General features: G+C 60.7%; 15 protein-coding genes. 3 read left to right on the forward strand and 12 right to left on the reverse strand.

Going from position 1 to position 15,296, the window contains the following annotated elements; translation table 11 throughout:
- Nucleotides 1-49 precede the first annotated feature (49 nt).
- The 5 genes from recO to lepA form a co-directional block, all read right to left on the reverse strand.
- Nucleotides 50-781: a DNA repair protein RecO gene (gene recO / locus M6G53_RS07435; RefSeq protein ID WP_004929165.1), complete on the reverse strand. Its 732-nt coding sequence runs from the start codon at nt 779-781 to the stop codon at nt 50-52.
- A gap of 6 nt (nt 782-787) precedes the next feature.
- Nucleotides 788-1,696: a GTPase Era gene (gene era, locus M6G53_RS07440; protein WP_004929162.1), complete on the reverse strand. Its 909-nt coding sequence runs from the start codon at nt 1,694-1,696 to the stop codon at nt 788-790.
- A complete protein-coding gene (gene rnc / locus M6G53_RS07445; RefSeq protein ID WP_004929158.1) occupies nt 1,693-2,373 on the reverse strand; it encodes a ribonuclease III in 681 nt (226 codons plus the stop codon). Before rnc ends, era begins: the two co-directional genes overlap by 4 nt.
- Before the next feature lie 235 nt (nt 2,374-2,608).
- Nucleotides 2,609-3,586, reverse strand: a complete 978-nt coding sequence (gene lepB / locus M6G53_RS07450) for a signal peptidase I (protein WP_253330186.1) — start codon at nt 3,584-3,586, stop codon at nt 2,609-2,611.
- A gap of 32 nt (nt 3,587-3,618) precedes the next feature.
- Complete coding sequence (gene lepA, locus M6G53_RS07455) at nt 3,619-5,418, reverse strand: translation elongation factor 4 (protein ID WP_033648940.1); 1,800 nt, start codon at nt 5,416-5,418, stop codon at nt 3,619-3,621.
- Nucleotides 5,419-5,936: 518 nt separating this feature from the next.
- On the opposite strand from lepA, the gene M6G53_RS07460 reads away from it, so the two are divergent.
- Nucleotides 5,937-6,773: a hypothetical protein gene (locus tag M6G53_RS07460; RefSeq protein ID WP_253330188.1), complete on the forward strand. Its 837-nt coding sequence runs from the start codon at nt 5,937-5,939 to the stop codon at nt 6,771-6,773.
- On the opposite strand, the gene rseC is transcribed toward M6G53_RS07460, so the two are convergent.
- From rseC to rpoE, 4 genes are read right to left on the reverse strand one after another with little or no spacing between them, the layout of a single operon-like run.
- Complete coding sequence (rseC, locus tag M6G53_RS07465; RefSeq protein WP_253330190.1) at nt 6,770-7,246, reverse strand: SoxR-reducing system protein RseC; 477 nt, start codon at nt 7,244-7,246, stop codon at nt 6,770-6,772. The genes M6G53_RS07460 and rseC overlap by 4 nt on opposite strands.
- On the reverse strand, nt 7,246-8,202 hold the full coding sequence (gene rseB / locus M6G53_RS07470) for a sigma-E factor regulatory protein RseB (protein ID WP_253330192.1): 957 nt from the start codon (nt 8,200-8,202) through the stop codon (nt 7,246-7,248). Before rseB ends, rseC begins: the two co-directional genes overlap by 1 nt.
- Nucleotides 8,202-8,855: an anti-sigma-E factor RseA gene (rseA, locus tag M6G53_RS07475; protein WP_253330194.1), complete on the reverse strand. Its 654-nt coding sequence runs from the start codon at nt 8,853-8,855 to the stop codon at nt 8,202-8,204. Before rseA ends, rseB begins: the two co-directional genes overlap by 1 nt.
- Before the next feature lie 30 nt (nt 8,856-8,885).
- Complete coding sequence (gene rpoE, locus M6G53_RS07480) at nt 8,886-9,461, reverse strand: RNA polymerase sigma factor RpoE (RefSeq protein WP_004929136.1); 576 nt, start codon at nt 9,459-9,461, stop codon at nt 8,886-8,888.
- A gap of 214 nt (nt 9,462-9,675) precedes the next feature.
- On the opposite strand from rpoE, the gene nadB reads away from it, so the two are divergent.
- Entirely contained in the window at nt 9,676-11,277 is a 1,602-nt protein-coding gene (gene nadB, locus M6G53_RS07485; RefSeq protein WP_253330196.1) for an L-aspartate oxidase, read from the forward strand.
- 38 nt (nt 11,278-11,315) lie between these two features.
- On the opposite strand, the gene trmN is transcribed toward nadB, so the two are convergent.
- Nucleotides 11,316-12,095 (reverse strand): tRNA(1)(Val) (adenine(37)-N(6))-methyltransferase TrmN, encoded by a 780-nt coding sequence (gene trmN, locus M6G53_RS07490; RefSeq protein ID WP_253330198.1) that lies wholly within the window; start codon nt 12,093-12,095, stop codon nt 11,316-11,318.
- Between the two features lie 99 nt (nt 12,096-12,194).
- Here trmN and srmB point away from each other — a divergent pair, with 99 nt between their 5' ends.
- Complete coding sequence (gene srmB / locus M6G53_RS07495; RefSeq protein ID WP_016929798.1) at nt 12,195-13,517, forward strand: ATP-dependent RNA helicase SrmB; 1,323 nt, start codon at nt 12,195-12,197, stop codon at nt 13,515-13,517.
- Between the two features lie 52 nt (nt 13,518-13,569).
- Here the strand turns inward: srmB and M6G53_RS07500 are convergent, their stop codons facing one another.
- Both M6G53_RS07500 and M6G53_RS07505 read right to left on the reverse strand, forming a co-directional pair.
- Complete coding sequence (locus tag M6G53_RS07500) at nt 13,570-14,325, reverse strand: ankyrin repeat domain-containing protein (protein ID WP_253330199.1); 756 nt, start codon at nt 14,323-14,325, stop codon at nt 13,570-13,572.
- Nucleotides 14,318-15,280 carry a Tle-like phospholipase domain-containing protein gene (locus M6G53_RS07505; protein ID WP_253330200.1) on the reverse strand — a complete coding sequence of 321 codons (963 nt, stop codon included), beginning with the start codon at nt 15,278-15,280 and terminating at the stop codon, nt 14,318-14,320. Before M6G53_RS07505 ends, M6G53_RS07500 begins: the two co-directional genes overlap by 8 nt.
- Between the last annotated feature and the right edge of the window lie 16 nt (nt 15,281-15,296).

The raw sequence follows: 15,296 nt of genomic DNA on the forward strand, positions 1-15,296 counted from the left end.
ACGATTTTCAGTGCCAGCAGTTTACACGCGGGCGCAGGGCGGGAAAAGGTCAGGCGTCGTCGACCGGCGTATTCGGCTGTTTGCGCACGAACTGGCGGAACAGTTCGCGGCTCTTTAACGGCTTGCCGCCGAGGTAGGGTTTCAACGCCATGCGGGTGAAACGCTTGGCGGCACGCAGCGTCTCGGCATCGGGAAACTGCCGCTCCGCCAGCGCGCGCAGTTCGCGCCCGGTGAAGCTGTAGTGATCCACCACCAGGCTGGCGATAAAGCCTTTCTCTTCGCGGTAGCGGTAGGTCATAGCGTCATCCACCGGCAGGCCGCTGCCGGCGCAGTGCAGGAAATCGAGGCCGTAGCCCAGGTGGTGCAGCAGGGCCAGTTCGAACTGGCGCAGCGCCTGTTCCGGCGAGCTGTCTTCCGCCGCCAGCGCCTGCAGGCATTGCAGGTAGTCGAAGAACAGCACCGAGTAGTTGGTTTCCTGCTCCAGCACCCGCGCCAGCAGTTCGTTCACGTACAGGCCGCTGTAAAGCATCATGCCGCTGAGGGGTAAACCGAGGGAGACCGCTTCGGCGTTGCGCAGCGTTTTCACTTCGCCGCGGCCGCCCCAGCGCACTAACAGGGGGGTAAAGGGTTGCAGGCAACCCTTCAGATTGGAGCGGCGGCTGCGCGCGCCTTTCGCCAGCAAGCGCACCCGCCCATGACCTTCGGTAAACAGATCCAGCATCAGACTGGTTTCACTGTACGGCCGCCCATGCAGGACGAAAGCGCGCTCCCAGCCGTCCACGGATCGTTACTTCAGATCGTCAACATAGCCCAGGCTGCGCAGCGCACGTTCGTCGTCTGCCCAACCGGATTTCACTTTCACCCACAGCTCCAGATGCACTTTGGCGTCGAACATCTGCTCCATGTCCTGGCGCGCTTCGATGCCGATGGTTTTGATCTTGGCACCCTTGTTGCCGATGACCATTTTCTTCTGGCCTTCGCGCTCGACCAGGATCAGGCCGTGCACATCGTAGCCGCCGCGATCGTTAGCCACGAACTGTTCGATTTCTACCGTCACCGAATACGGCAGCTCTTCGCCCAGGAAACGCATCAGCTTCTCGCGGATGATCTCGGACGCCATAAAGCGCTGGGAGCGATCGGTGATGTAATCTTCCGGGAAGTGGTGTTCCGCTTCCGGCAGCAGCTTGCGCACGATGCCGGCGATGGTGTCGACGTTCATCCCTTTCTCGGCGGAGATAGGCACCACGTCGAGGAAGTTCATCTGCTGGCTGAGGAACGCGATGTGCGGCAACAGCTTGGATTTGTCGGTAACGTTATCGACCTTGTTGATCGCCAGCAATACCGGGCAGCGCAGGCTGCGCAGCTTGTTGACCACCATTTCGTCGTCGGCGGTCCAGTTGGTGCCTTCGACCACGAAGATCACCAGTTCGACGTCGCCGATCGAGCTGCTGGCCGCGCGGTTCATCAAGCGGTTGATGGCGCGTTTTTCTTCGATGTGCAGCCCAGGGGTGTCGACGTAGATCGCCTGATAGGCGCCATCGGTGTCGATGCCCATGATGCGGTGACGGGTCGTCTGCGGCTTACGCGACGTAATGGAAACCTTCTGCCCCAGCAGTTGGTTCAGCAACGTCGATTTGCCCACGTTCGGGCGGCCGACGATGGCAATAAACCCGCAGTGTTGTTTTACTTCGCTCATTCAAGCTCCAGCTTTTTCAGCGCTTGTTCCGCTGCCGCCTGCTCGGCTTTACGGCGGCTCGAGCCGGTGCCCACCACGGGCTCGCTCAAACCACTCACCTGGCAGTGGATGGTAAACTCCTGGTCGTGCGCTTCACCGCGAACCTGCACCACCAAATAAGAAGGCAACGGCAGATGACGCCCCTGCAAAAACTCCTGCAAACGGGTTTTCGGGTCTTTCTGCTTATCACCGGGGCTGATTTCGTCCAACCGGCTGCGATACCAGTCCAAAATCAGACGCTCGACGGTCTGGATATCGCTGTCCAGGAACACGCCGCCGATCAATGCCTCCACCGTATCCGCCAGGATTGACTCGCGGCGGAACCCACCACTTTTCAATTCGCCCGGCCCCAGCCGCAGACATTCGCCCAGATCAAACTCGCGCGCCATCTCCGCCAGCGTGTTGCCGCGCACCAGCGTGGCGCGCATGCGGCTCATATCGCCCTCGTCTACGCGAGGAAAGCGGTGATAAAGCGCATTGGCGATGACAAAGCTCAGAATCGAGTCACCCAGAAACTCAAGACGTTCATTGTGTTTACTGCTGGCGCTGCGGTGAGTCAAAGCCTGCAGTAAAAGCTCCTGCTGTTGAAAAGTGTAGCCCAGCTTCCGCTGCAGCCTGTTTATTACGATGGGGTTCATGAGTTACCAATAGATCAAGAATGCGTCAAAAACTTGCAGCATACGGAACAGGCCTGCTTCGCCGAAAGCCGATCCAAAGCTGTTTCGTTTGCAGTGGCTCCCAGCAGGAGCCAACTTTTTATCGCTCGAGAAAGTATTCTACAACGAGTGGAAACATAATGCTGTGTTTATATCCCCTTAATCTTTCACGCCGCAGTAAGCTGCGGCGTGAAATTGGCGGAGAATAAGTCAGCGATTAATGAATGCCGCCGATCCGGCTGAAACGCACACCGGTAGGCCACTCACCTTCCTGCTTTTCAAAGCTCATCCAGATGGCCGTGGCTTTACCCACCAGATTCTTCTCCGGCACAAAGCCCCAGTAGCGGCTGTCCGCGCTGTTGTCGCGGTTGTCGCCCATCATGAAGTAATGCCCGGCCGGCACCACCCACTCCGCCAGCTGTTTACCCGGCTGTTGGTAGTAAGCGCCCACCTGATCCTGCGTGCCCGGCACGGTCAGGATGCGGTGCGTGACGTTGCCCAGGCTCTCCTGACGCTCACGCAGACGAATGCCGCCCTGCGGCACGTTGTCGTTCAGCGGGATCTGGTAGAAGCCGTTGCTGGCCTCGCCCATGCCGCTGCGGCTGAACAGCTGCACGAAGTCGCTCGGCTGCGCGTCGGCGTAGGTCACCGCCAGCGCGGTATCGAAGGACGGCCCGCTGTTGCAGGACGGCTGCACCGTGACGCGCTTATTCACCGGATCGTAAGTAATACGATCGCCCGGCAGGCCGATCACGCGCTTGATATAATCCAGTTTCGGATCCAGCGGATATTTAAATACCGCAATATCGCCGCGCTTCGGATGGCCGGTTTCAATGAGCGTGGTCTGGGTAATCGGATCTTTAATGCCGTAGGCATATTTCTCCACCAGAATGAAATCGCCAATCAACAGCGTCGGCATCATTGAGCCGGACGGGATCTGGAACGGTTCGTAAATAAACGAACGCACCACAAAGACCAGCAACAGCACCGGGAACACCGATGCGCCAGTCTCTACCCAACCCGGCTGCTTCGCCACTTTCGCCAGCGTTTTATCGTCTACGGCGCCCGCAGTCTGCTCGTTGACCGCCGCGATCTTCGCGCGGCGGGCCGGCGCCCATTTAAAGCGCTCGAAGCACCAGATGATCCCGGTGACCAGGGTGGCCAACGCCAGGATCAGGGCAAACATATTCGCCATGCAAACTCCCTCGTTTCGCGAACTCGTCGCGGTTACTTGCCGTCTTTACCAACGTGCAGAATGGCCAGGAACGCTTCCTGCGGCAGCTCGACGTTGCCGACCTGCTTCATGCGTTTCTTACCGTCTTTCTGTTTCTGCAGCAGCTTTTTCTTACGGCTGACGTCACCGCCGTAGCATTTCGCCAGCACGTTTTTACGCAGTTGCTTCACGGTGGAACGCGCGATGATGTGCGTGCCGATCGCCGCCTGAATCGCGATGTCGAACTGCTGACGTGGGATCAGATCTTTCATCTTCTCCACCAGCTCACGGCCGCGATACTGCGAGTTGTCGCGGTGGGTGATCAGCGCCAGCGCATCCACGCGCTCGTTGTTGATCAGCACGTCCACGCGCACCATGTCGGAAGCCTGGAAGCGCTTGAAGTTGTAATCCAGCGACGCATAACCGCGCGACGTGGACTTCAGGCGATCGAAGAAGTCGAGCACCACTTCCGCCATCGGGATTTCATAGGTCAACGCCACCTGGTTACCGTGGTAGACCATGTTGGTCTGCACGCCGCGCTTCTCAACGCACAGGGTGATGACGTTGCCCAGGTACTCCTGCGGCATCAGCATGTGACATTCGGCGATCGGCTCGCGCAGTTCCTGGATATTGTTCAACGGCGGCAGCTTGGACGGGCTGTCGACGTAGATCACTTCTTTGCCGGTGGTTTCCACTTCGTAGACGACCGTCGGCGCGGTGGTGATCAGATCCAGATCGTATTCACGCTCCAGACGCTCCTGAATGATCTCCATGTGCAGCAGGCCGAGGAAGCCGCAGCGGAAGCCGAAGCCCAGCGCGGTGGAGCTTTCCGGCTCGTAGAACAGGGAGGCGTCGTTGAGGCTCAGTTTGCCCAGCGCATCGCGGAAGGATTCATAGTCGTCGGAGCTGATCGGGAACAGACCGGCGTACACCTGCGGCTTCACTTTCTTGAAGCCCGGCAGCGCTTTATCCGCCGGCTGACGCGCCTGCGTCAGGGTATCGCCCACCGGCGCGCCGAGGATGTCTTTGATCGCACAGACCAGCCAGCCCACTTCGCCGCAGTTCAGCACATCGCGATCGACCTGCTTCGGCGTGAAGATGCCCAGGCGATCGGCGTTGTACACCTGGCCGGTGCTCATGACCTTGATCTTGTCGCCCTTGCGCAGCGTGCCGTTCTTGACGCGCACCAGAGACACGACGCCCAGGTAGTTATCGAACCAGGAGTCGATGATCAGCGCCTGCAGCGGCGCATCCGGATCGCCCTGCGGCGGTGGGATGTCGCGCACCAGGCGCTCCAGCACGTCGGGCACGCCGACGCCGGTTTTGGCCGAGCAGCGCACCGCATCGGTGGCGTCGATACCGACGATGTCTTCGATTTCCTGTGCGGCGCGATCCGGATCGGCGGCCGGCAGGTCGATTTTGTTCAGTACCGGCACCACTTCCAGATCCATTTCGATCGCGGTGTAGCAGTTGGCCAGCGTCTGAGCTTCTACGCCCTGACCGGCATCCACCACCAGCAGCGCGCCTTCGCAGGCCGCCAGCGAGCGGGAAACTTCATAGGAGAAGTCAACGTGGCCGGGGGTGTCGATAAAGTTGAGCTGATAGGTCTGCCCATCCAGCGCCTTATAATCCAGCGTTACGCTCTGCGCTTTGATGGTGATGCCGCGCTCGCGCTCCAGATCCATGGAATCGAGCACCTGCGCGGCCATTTCACGGTCGGACAAGCCACCGCAGATTTGGATAATGCGGTCAGACAGCGTCGACTTACCGTGGTCAATATGGGCAATAATGGAGAAATTTCGTATATGCTTCATTATAAAAGTTTTTCTGCCTTGGTATTTCTGAATTACTCGCCTATAGAAACCCGCATGGACCTAAAGCGACAGTGAATGGGTTAGGCCGTCTTGCACCTGAATCGCTGCATTCTACATGCCACACCACTGAAAACCTAGCGATCGGTGCAGTGAAGGCATTCTATTATGCGCAGCTAAATGTTACAGGGCACCCCGGCGGGTGAAAACAGATGTTAACACGGCAGATACGGCCTGCAGCCAAGGCCTACAGGTGCTCCGTGGCCGTCAAACTCCGGCGGTAATACATAACCGGCCGCAGCGCAATAAACCCTCTCCGAAATTATAAGAAAAGAATATTTGGATCAACCTGTTAGAATTCCATTTTGCCTCTCTTCCTTTAGGAAAAACCCCATATACGCCACCACCGCCCCTCGGATAGAAAGGGCGTGAACTCCGCGACAAAACATTATTCCGGGCACGACATCGGCAGCTCACCGGGGTTCACCAGCATATCTGCGTACGTTGATTGGAAGGTGCATATGATCGATAAAGGGCAAATGCTGAGCCGACACGATTTTTCGAAGATCAACTGGGGCATTCTGGCGGCGGCGGCGCTGTTGTTTAGCGTGGGGGCCGCGCTGTTGGTGCTGCCGCTGCTGAGCAGCATCGATGAGGGCGAAGTCATCACGCTGTTGCAGGCCGGCGCGGGCACGGTTTTACTCGGCTGTACGCTGCTGGCGCTGCGGCATTATCTGCGCCCGGCGCTGACCTATCGCCTGTACGAGCACGGCGTGCGGGTCTTTGACGGCGACCATCACAAAGAGCGCTTTATCCCGTTTGAGAAGATCGGCGATATCTATCGCTTTCGCGGCGGCAAGGCTTTTGGCGGGCTGTTTGACGTCACGGCGTTCCGCACCGGTGCGGAGCAGCCCTGGTGTACGGTTTTCAGCAACGTCGCCCATTCGTGGCGGCTGGCGGACGTGATCGTCGACCAACAGCTGCAGCAGCGCGGGCCGCTGGCGTTGAATGCGCTCTATCAGGGGGAGACGGTGCCGTTTCACACCGTGGAGGGCGACGCACGCTGGCTGTGGCAGCTGCTGCTGGGCAAGCGGCAAGGCACGCCGACCGAAACGCTGCGGCTGAGCGCCACCATGTTGACCACGGAACGGGGAAACGTGCCGATCGAGCAAATCCGCGCGTTGGAAAACCACCCGCAGCGCGGCATCCGTTTGCTGGACGGCCAGGGAAATGTGCTGTTTGCTATTCACTACGATTCGCTGCTCAGCGCCGATCTGTTCATCGCGCTGCTGGAGCATATGATCCACAACCGCATCCCCGCCTATTACAACCCGGCGATGACGCGGCCATCGGTTTAAATCAGCGGGGAGTTTTCCGCCTGCATGCGCATCGCGGTAGGCGGCAAGCCAATCTGCAGCACCACCGGTTGGTAATCGGCCTGCTCGCCCAGACGCCGGGCCAACCGGCGCGCCAGCATAAAGGCCGCCCCGCCACCCAACACCGCGCCGATCGCCGCCGAGGCGTCGCTGCCGAAACAATATTGCAGCAGCGTGCCACCCAGCATCATGCCCAGTAGCGGCGTCAGGTAAACCAGCATGGCGGAGCGCAGCAGGCTGCCTTCCGCAATGCCGACCTCGACGCGCTGCCCCGGTTCGAGCGGCTGCTCGATATGCACCTGCAGCTGATGCTCGGTTTCCGGCACCAGCTCGTTCAACGCGCGCGCGCCGCAGCCGGAGCGCGCGGTGCAGCTGCCGCAGCCGGCCTTGGGTTCACAGCGCAGCAGCGCTACGCCCTGTTGCCACGAAACCACCGTGGCCCACTCTTTCATCATTACGGCGATACCTTGAAAGAAATGCTGTCGGCGATGCGCTTGGCCGTAGCCGGCGGCAATTCGCCCACGATAGTGATTTCGTTGCCCGAGCGCACTTCGGTCTGAATGGTGCGGCGCCCCTGACGGTAATACTGCTGCCCGGCGCCGCTGCCCGCTGGGCTGACGTTGACCGAGAAGCTGAACAGGCCGTCGCTGTAGAGCCGGGATTCGACCGGCACGGCGACGTTCGGCAATTTGCGGCGATTGCGCGCCACCTCGTCCACCCCGGCCGGTAGCCAGCCGGTGCTCCAACTGAGCTGGACATTTTCTACCGCCGGCAGCGACAGCAGCGGCGGCAGGTTGGCCTTGAGCAGCCCCTGCATCGCGCCCTGCACGTCGGCGCCGACCGCGAAGGAGATCACCCGATATTGCTCCAGCGTTTCGCCGTCGCGATCGAGCAGATCCACCCGCAGCGGCAGCTTGGTGTCCTCATCCATCCAGACGATGTAGCTGTAGCGGGAACCGTCGCGCGCCACCACGCGCAGCACTTCACACGGCCGATCGGCGATACGGGTGCTGCCCACGGAGATGAAGTCGTAATACTTGGCCAGGCGGGTGAAATCGGCATAGACGATCGCCGGCAGCGCATCGACGATGTGATCGCCGGTGAGCGTGAACGGCTCCAGGCCAGGCTCGAAGTAGCTGATCCCGCCGCCACGCTGCAACACTTCGCGGCGCGGGCCGTCCATATGCAACAGCTGGCCGAGCGGCACGTTGCCGATCACCGCGTGGCGATAGCGCAACGACTCGATCCCCTGCTTGCTGATGCTGATGTAGGCGAGCTCATAATTGAGAGAACGGCTGGCGCTGCTCATCTGTTGCAATAACGCCCCGGACGCAGCTGGCTGCGCCGGGGCGATGCTGGAATAGAGCAGGCTGCCCGTCAATAAACAAACGGAGAACCAGATTGGCTTCATTACTGCTGTTGCATTCCTAAAGACTGAGTTCCGGGAACCTGAATGGCAGCCTGTTGCGGGTTGCTTTGTTCAAGCTGCAGCTGATCCGAATGCAGGCGACGTTGCAGTTCATAGTCCTGCAGCATAGCGTTGATGCGCTTGCGCTGTTCCTGCACCTGCTGCTGTTGGCCGCTGCCGGTGGAGAAACTGTCGGCCGGAACGCCCAGGCTGACCGGGGAGGCCTGGCCCATGATCGGCAGCGTGGTAAACGCCGGCGATTCAGGCGCGCTCGATTGCGCGGACGGCTGGTTATAGTGCTGCACACCGACGATCACCGCCAGCGACACGCAGGCCGCCATACCGATTTGCGTAATCTGGCTCGCCCAAGGACGCACTTTGTTCCAGAACGGCATTTTCTGCCAGGTGTGAGGCTGCGGCTGAGATTCCTGGACGGCGGAAGGCACCAGCCGGGCGGGTTCTTTCTCAAGTGCAGCGGCTACGCGATCGGCGATATCGAGATGCATCACTTGCCCGACATCACCTCTCAGCGTGTCACGAATCAGGTGATAGCTCTGCCAGCTTTGTTGAAGCGTTCGATCTTGCGACAGAGAACTCAACAGTTCGCTGTCGAACGATTCACCATCCATCAGAGCGGAAAGCTTTTCTTTCTGCATGCCTAAGTACCCTTCCTGTGCCCGCCATTGCTAACGCTGGATCAGCGGTTGAACTTTATTATCGATAGCTTCCCGGGCGCGGAAAATACGCGAACGTACGGTTCCAACCGGGCAATCCATGATGGCGGCTATCTCTTCGTAGCTTAGACCATCCAACTCCCGCAGGGTAATCGCCATGCGAAGATCCTCGGGGAGCGACTCTATGGTACGGAAAACTATCTGTCTCAGCTCTTCTGACAACATTAAGTTCTCAGGGTTCGAAATTTCTTTCAGTGCGCCCGCACTTTCGTAATTTTCCGCATCGTTGGCGTCCACATCACTGGATGGCGGACGGCGCCCCTGAGCAACCAGATAATTCTTTGCCGTGTTCACGGCGATTCGATACAACCAGGTATAAAAAGCGCTGTCGCCACGGAACGATTCCAGTGCGCGATAGGCCTTGATAAACGACTCCTGCACCACATCGGGCACATCGCCCTGCGGCACATAGCGGGAAACGAGACTCGCCACCTTATGCTGGTAGCGCACTACCAGTAGGTTAAACGATTTCTGATCGCCCTTTTGGACCCGCTCGACCAGAACTTGATCCGTTAACTGCTCGCTCATCCGAGGTAAACTCTCCCCAAATCCGTCTCCACGCGTAAAATTGTACTGCCAGCCATACATTATTTTCCTGAGCAAGCACTCGCTTGGAGTTCATATAGAACACGAAGTTCCATATCGCCATTGTTTTTTCTGTTGATGTCGCCCTATCCGTGGCTTTTGCCCGGACAGTTAGGCTAACATGAAATTCACTCTTCTTCTGCACACATCATACGTTATGCAACCATCATCTGAACATGTTAGCGATGTACTGATCGTCGGCAGCGGCGCTGCGGGCCTGTCACTGGCGCTGCGCCTGGCGCAGCATTGCAAGGTTACCGTTCTCAGCAAGGGCCCGCTCAGCGAGGGCGCCACCTTTTACGCCCAAGGCGGGATCGCCGCGGTGTTCGATGAAACGGACAGCATTGCCTCACACGTTGATGACACTTTGATTGCCGGCGCCGGCCTGTGCGACAAAGAGGCCGTCGAATTCATCGCCGGCAACGCGCGCCACTGCGTGCAGTGGCTGATCGATCAGGGCGTGCTGTTCGACACCGAGGTCAACGCGCAGGGCGAAGAGCATTATCATCTCACGCGCGAAGGCGGCCACAGCCATCGCCGCATTCTGCACGCCGCGGACGCGACCGGTAAGGAAGTAGAGACCACGCTGGTGGGGAAAGCAAGCGCTCACCCCAATATTTGCGTGATGGAGCGCCGCAACGCGGTTGACCTTATCACCTCGAACAAAATCGGCCTGCCGGGCACCCGGCGAGTGGTGGGCGCTTACGTCTGGAACCGCGAGCTGGAACGGGTGGAAACCTACCGCGCCAAAACGGTGGTGCTGGCGACCGGCGGTGCGGCCAAGGTGTACCAATACACCACCAACCCGGACATCTCTTCCGGCGATGGTATCGCCATGGCCTGGCGCGCCGGCTGCCGAGTCGCCAACCTGGAGTTCAACCAGTTCCACCCGACCTGCCTGTTCCATCCGCAGGCGCGCAACTTCCTGCTGACCGAAGCGCTGCGCGGCGAAGGGGCTTACCTGAAGCGCCCGGACGGCAGCCGCTTTATGCCGGAGTTCGACCCGCGCGGCGAACTGGCCCCGCGCGATATCGTCGCCCGTGCCATCGACCATGAAATGAAGCGCCTGGGCGCCGACTGCATGTACCTGGACATCAGCCACAAGCCGGCGGAATTCATCACCCAGCACTTCCCGATGATCCACGAGAAGCTACTGACGCTGGGCTTCGATCTGACCCGGCAGCCGATCCCGATCGTCCCGGCGGCGCACTACACCTGCGGCGGCGTGATGGTCGATCAGCACGGCCGCACCGATCTCGACGGGCTGTACGCCATCGGTGAGGTCAGCTATACCGGCCTGCACGGCGCCAACCGCATGGCGTCAAATTCGCTGCTGGAGTGCCTGGTGTACGGTTGGTCGGCGGCGGAAGACATTCTGCAACGCCTGCCGTTCATTCAGCAGGCCAAACAGGTGCCGCAGTGGGATGAAAGCCGGGTGGACGATGCGGACGAACGGGTGGTGATTCAGCACAACTGGCACGAGCTGCGGCTGTTCATGTGGGATTACGTCGGCATCGTGCGCACCACCAAGCGGCTGGAACGCGCCCTGCGCCGCATCAACACGCTGCAGGCGGAAATCGACGAGTACTACGCTCACTTCCGCATCTCCAACAACCTGCTGGAGTTGCGCAATCTGGTGCAGGTAGCCGAGCTTATCGTGCGCAGCGCCATGGCGCGCAAAGAGAGCCGCGGCCTGCACTACACGCTGGACTACCCGGACTTGCTGCCGGAAGCGCTGCCAACCATATTGCAGCCTTAAACTCTGCGACAGGGCGCCTAATCGGCGCCCTTTTCTTTTCAGTAGAACAGGTAGAAGTCGGCGATCAACCGGCGGAAATCCTCGGTATAGCTGCCATCGGCCTGTTTGATCGCCAGCGCCTGCTCCTGCAGCGGCGTTTCCCGCCGCGTCAGCGCCAGCAGCACCCGGTGCAGCGGCGTATCGGCCCGATCGCTGACGTTCACCTTCGCCGCCGTCTGCCAGCCGTTTTGCTGCGCCAGACGTTCGAATTCGGCGCCGATGTCGTGCGGCAGCACCACGCAGAACGTTCCCTGTTCCGCCAGCAGCTGTGCCGCACAGGCCAACAGCGCATCGTGCGTCAGGGTTTCGGTGTAGCGTGCGTTATGGCGCGCCTGGTCGCGGCAGGCCACCGCCGGCTCGAAATACGGCGGATTGCTGACGATCAGATCATACTCAGCGGCATGCTGCTGCGCATAATGATGAATATCCTGCGCATGCACGCGGATCCGCTGCGGCCACGGCGATTCCGCCGCATTTTCACGCGCCTGGCCGGCGGCGACGTCATCCAGCTCCACCGCATCAATGGTCACGTCGTCGCCGCTGCGCTGCGCTAGCATCAGCGCGATCAGCCCGCTGCCGCTGCCGATGTCCAACACCCGGCGCGCCTGCCCCAGCGGCGCCCAGGCGCCGAGCAGCACCCCGTCGGTGCCCACTTTCATGGCGCACCGATCGTGGGCGACAAAGAATTGTTTAAAGGTAAAACCCCCGCGGCGCGGGGTAAAATCGGCTTTCGATCGCTTGCTCACACTCACCACCTGGCTATAAAACTGGCGTAGCATAAGGCAATCTGATCGACGGGAAAAGCGCGGCTTTCCGCTTAAATAGGTGAAGATCGCGGCCAACCCGTCTATAATCGGCGCCCCAAGTAGAGGTAGACCATGACAGCAACCACTTTTTCCGAACTCGAACTCGATGATCGCCTGATCGACGCGCTGCGCGACAAAGGCTACGATCGCCCCACCGCCATTCAGGCCGCTGCGATCCCGCCGGCGATGGACGGGCGCGACGTCTTAGGTTCGGCTCCGACCGGCACCGGCAAAACCGCCGCCTTCCTGCTGCCCGTGTTGCAGCACCTGCTGGACTTCCCACGCAAAAAATCCGGCCCGCCGCGCGTGCTGATCCTGACGCCAACGCGTGAACTGGCGATGCAGGTCGCCGATCAGGCGCGTGAATTGGCTGCTCATACCTCGCTGGATATCGCCACCATCACCGGCGGCGTCGCTTACATGAACCACGCGGAAGTGTTCAGCGAAAACCAGGACGTAGTGGTCGCCACCACCGGCCGTTTGCTGCAATACATTAAAGAAGAGAACTTCGACTGCCGCGCGGTGGAAACCCTGATCCTCGACGAAGCCGACCGCATGCTCGACATGGGCTTCGCGCAGGACATCGAAACCATCTCCGCCGAAACCCGCTGGCGCAACCAGACGCTGCTGTTCTCCGCCACGCTGGAAGGCGAAGCGATCCGCGAATTCGCCGAGCGCATCCTGAAAGAGCCGGTGGAAGTGGAAGCCGATCCGTCGCGCCGCGAACGCAAAAAGATCCTGCAGTGGTACTACCGCGCCGATGACGTGCAGCACAAAACCGCGCTGCTGATCCACCTGCTGAAGCAGCCGGACGTGCAGAAATCGGTGATCTTCGTGCGCAAACGTGAGCGCGTGCACGAGCTGGCCACCTGGCTGCGCGAAGCGGGCATCAACACCTGCTATCTCGAAGGCGAAATGGTGCAGGCCAAACGCAACGAAGCGGTCAAACGCATGATGGATGGCCGGGTTAACGTGCTGGTCGCCACCGACGTTGCCGCACGCGGCCTGGATATCCTCGATATCACCCACGTGTTCAACTTCGACATGCCGCGCACGGCAGACACCTACCTGCACCGCATCGGCCGTACCGGCCGCGCCGGACGCAAAGGCACCGCCATTTCACTGGTGGAAGCGCACGACCATCTGCTGCTGGGCAAAGTGGGCCGTTACCTGAACGAGCCGCTGAAAGCGCGCGTGATCGACGAACTGCGGCCGAAAACCAAGGTGCCGAACGAGAAGAGCAACGGCAAGCCATCGAAAAAAGTGCTGGCCAAACGCGCGGAAGATAAAGCGAAGAATAAAGAAAAGGCCAAGGTGAAAGTACGCCATCGCGACGCCAAAAACGTCGGCAAACGCCGTCAGGCGAAGGCCAAACCGGCCGGCGACGCGGAATAACCATCGCTGTCTAAGAAAAAACCGCCTGTACAGGCGGTTTTTTTATGGGCGTCTACTGCTGCGCGTAATGCGTGGCCAGGTGGTGCCCCTGCAGCCATTTATCCAGCTCGCGGAACTGCGCCTTCAGCTCGTCATTCTGCAAATGCGCCGGCGTTTGCGAGAAGTAAAACTGGAACGCGACGCCCTGCTGGTTACGCACCCGGGCATCAGCCCCGGCCTGCAACAGCAGCAGCGCCAGGTGTGGCGCGTTGATCTTCGCCGCCAGATGCAGCGGGGTATCCCCCAGCCGGTCGCTCAAGGTGGTGTCCGCCCCGGCCGCCAGCAACATCCGCAGCTGCTCTTCACGCCCGGCCAGCACCGCCGCCGCAAGCGGCGTGGCGCCGGTAACGGCATTACGCACGTTCACCGCCCCCCCTTTGGCCAACAGCAACCGCAGGTACTGCGCGTCTTGCAGCATCGCCGCGGTGTGCAGCGCGCTGTTGCCGTCCAGCCCCGCCGCCGCCGGGTCAGCCCCGAGATCCAGCAACGCCTGCACGCTGCCCGGCTGCTGCGAAAGCACCGCCCACTGCAACAGCGTGACCTGCCGATCGCCCCGCTCGCGCAAGCGCTCCTGCGTGGCCTGCGCAGGGATACCCTGCGTATCGCCACGCGCCACCGCCTGAGCCAGCGCCAGATTGCTGTGGCCGTCAAACGGCGAAATCTCCTGCCCCATCTGTTGCTCCTTAGCCATCATCAGTAAACCGGTCACCGCGACCAGCGCCAGTAAGGCTATCGCCAGCGCCCACCGCAAGCGACGCCCTTCAGGCATTGGCCTTCGCCTCCCACGGCTTTTGTTCCGCCATCGAGCTTATCACCTTGTCGATGCCGTGCGCCGTCAGGCTGCGATCCAGATGCTTGCTCGGCCGCCAGTCATCGATGCCGGTCAGGGTATCGTTGTTGGCCAGGGTGATGTTGTGGCCGATGGCGTCCGGGATCAGCGAGGTCGATTCCTGGGTGCTGGTCAGCATGTCATATTGCTCGCTGTAGCGGCGAATGCCGCCGGCTTCGGCATCTTTCTTCGCCGCCGCCGGATCGATGCCCAGGCGATTCAGGGTGTAATCCGAGACCCCTGCCGCGTTGAAGGTGACCGCGACGGTGCCGGTCGCCAGCGCGGCCGTGGCCGCCAGGCCGCCACCCAGCGAATGGCCGGCGATCACCAGCGCATCGCCGAAGGCCGCCTTGGCGCTTTTGGCAGCGGCAACCGCCTGATTGTACTGCACATCGTCATAACCCGTCGCCTGCCGCACGTTGCTCAGCCAGTCGCGCCAGTCGTTGGTACCGGCGAACGCCAACACATACTGCTTGTCGTTGCTGTAAATCCCGGCCTGGAAACCGCTGCCCGCGTCGTGCAGGCTGGCGGGATCGATGCCGAAACCGAGCAGCGCGCTGTCGCTCAGGCGGTTGAACCCGGCGGCACCCTGGCCATTGAGTGAGTAAACGTCCTTGGCCAACAGCGCCAACGCATAATCCCCCTCCTGCGATTGCTGCCCCCGCGTCACGCCCGGCGCTGCCGCCGCCGTCGGCGCCGCCGCTGAGATATCGCCGACCAGCGTATTCAACAGATTCTGCGCATTGAGCGTGTTCTGAGAGGGGATGGCCACCGGCGCCGGATTAGCCGGCGCTGCCGCGGGCTGCGCCGCCGTCGCCGTCTCGGCGGCGGCGCGAGGCATAGGGAGCGCGGCCACCGGGGATACTGCAGAGGTAAAACTTAAAGGCATACTCATGCCGACTCCTTGTCGA

Origin of the sequence: Serratia nevei (assembly GCF_024160145.1) — a bacterium.
GTDB classification, from domain to species: domain Bacteria; phylum Pseudomonadota; class Gammaproteobacteria; order Enterobacterales; family Enterobacteriaceae; genus Serratia; species Serratia nevei_A.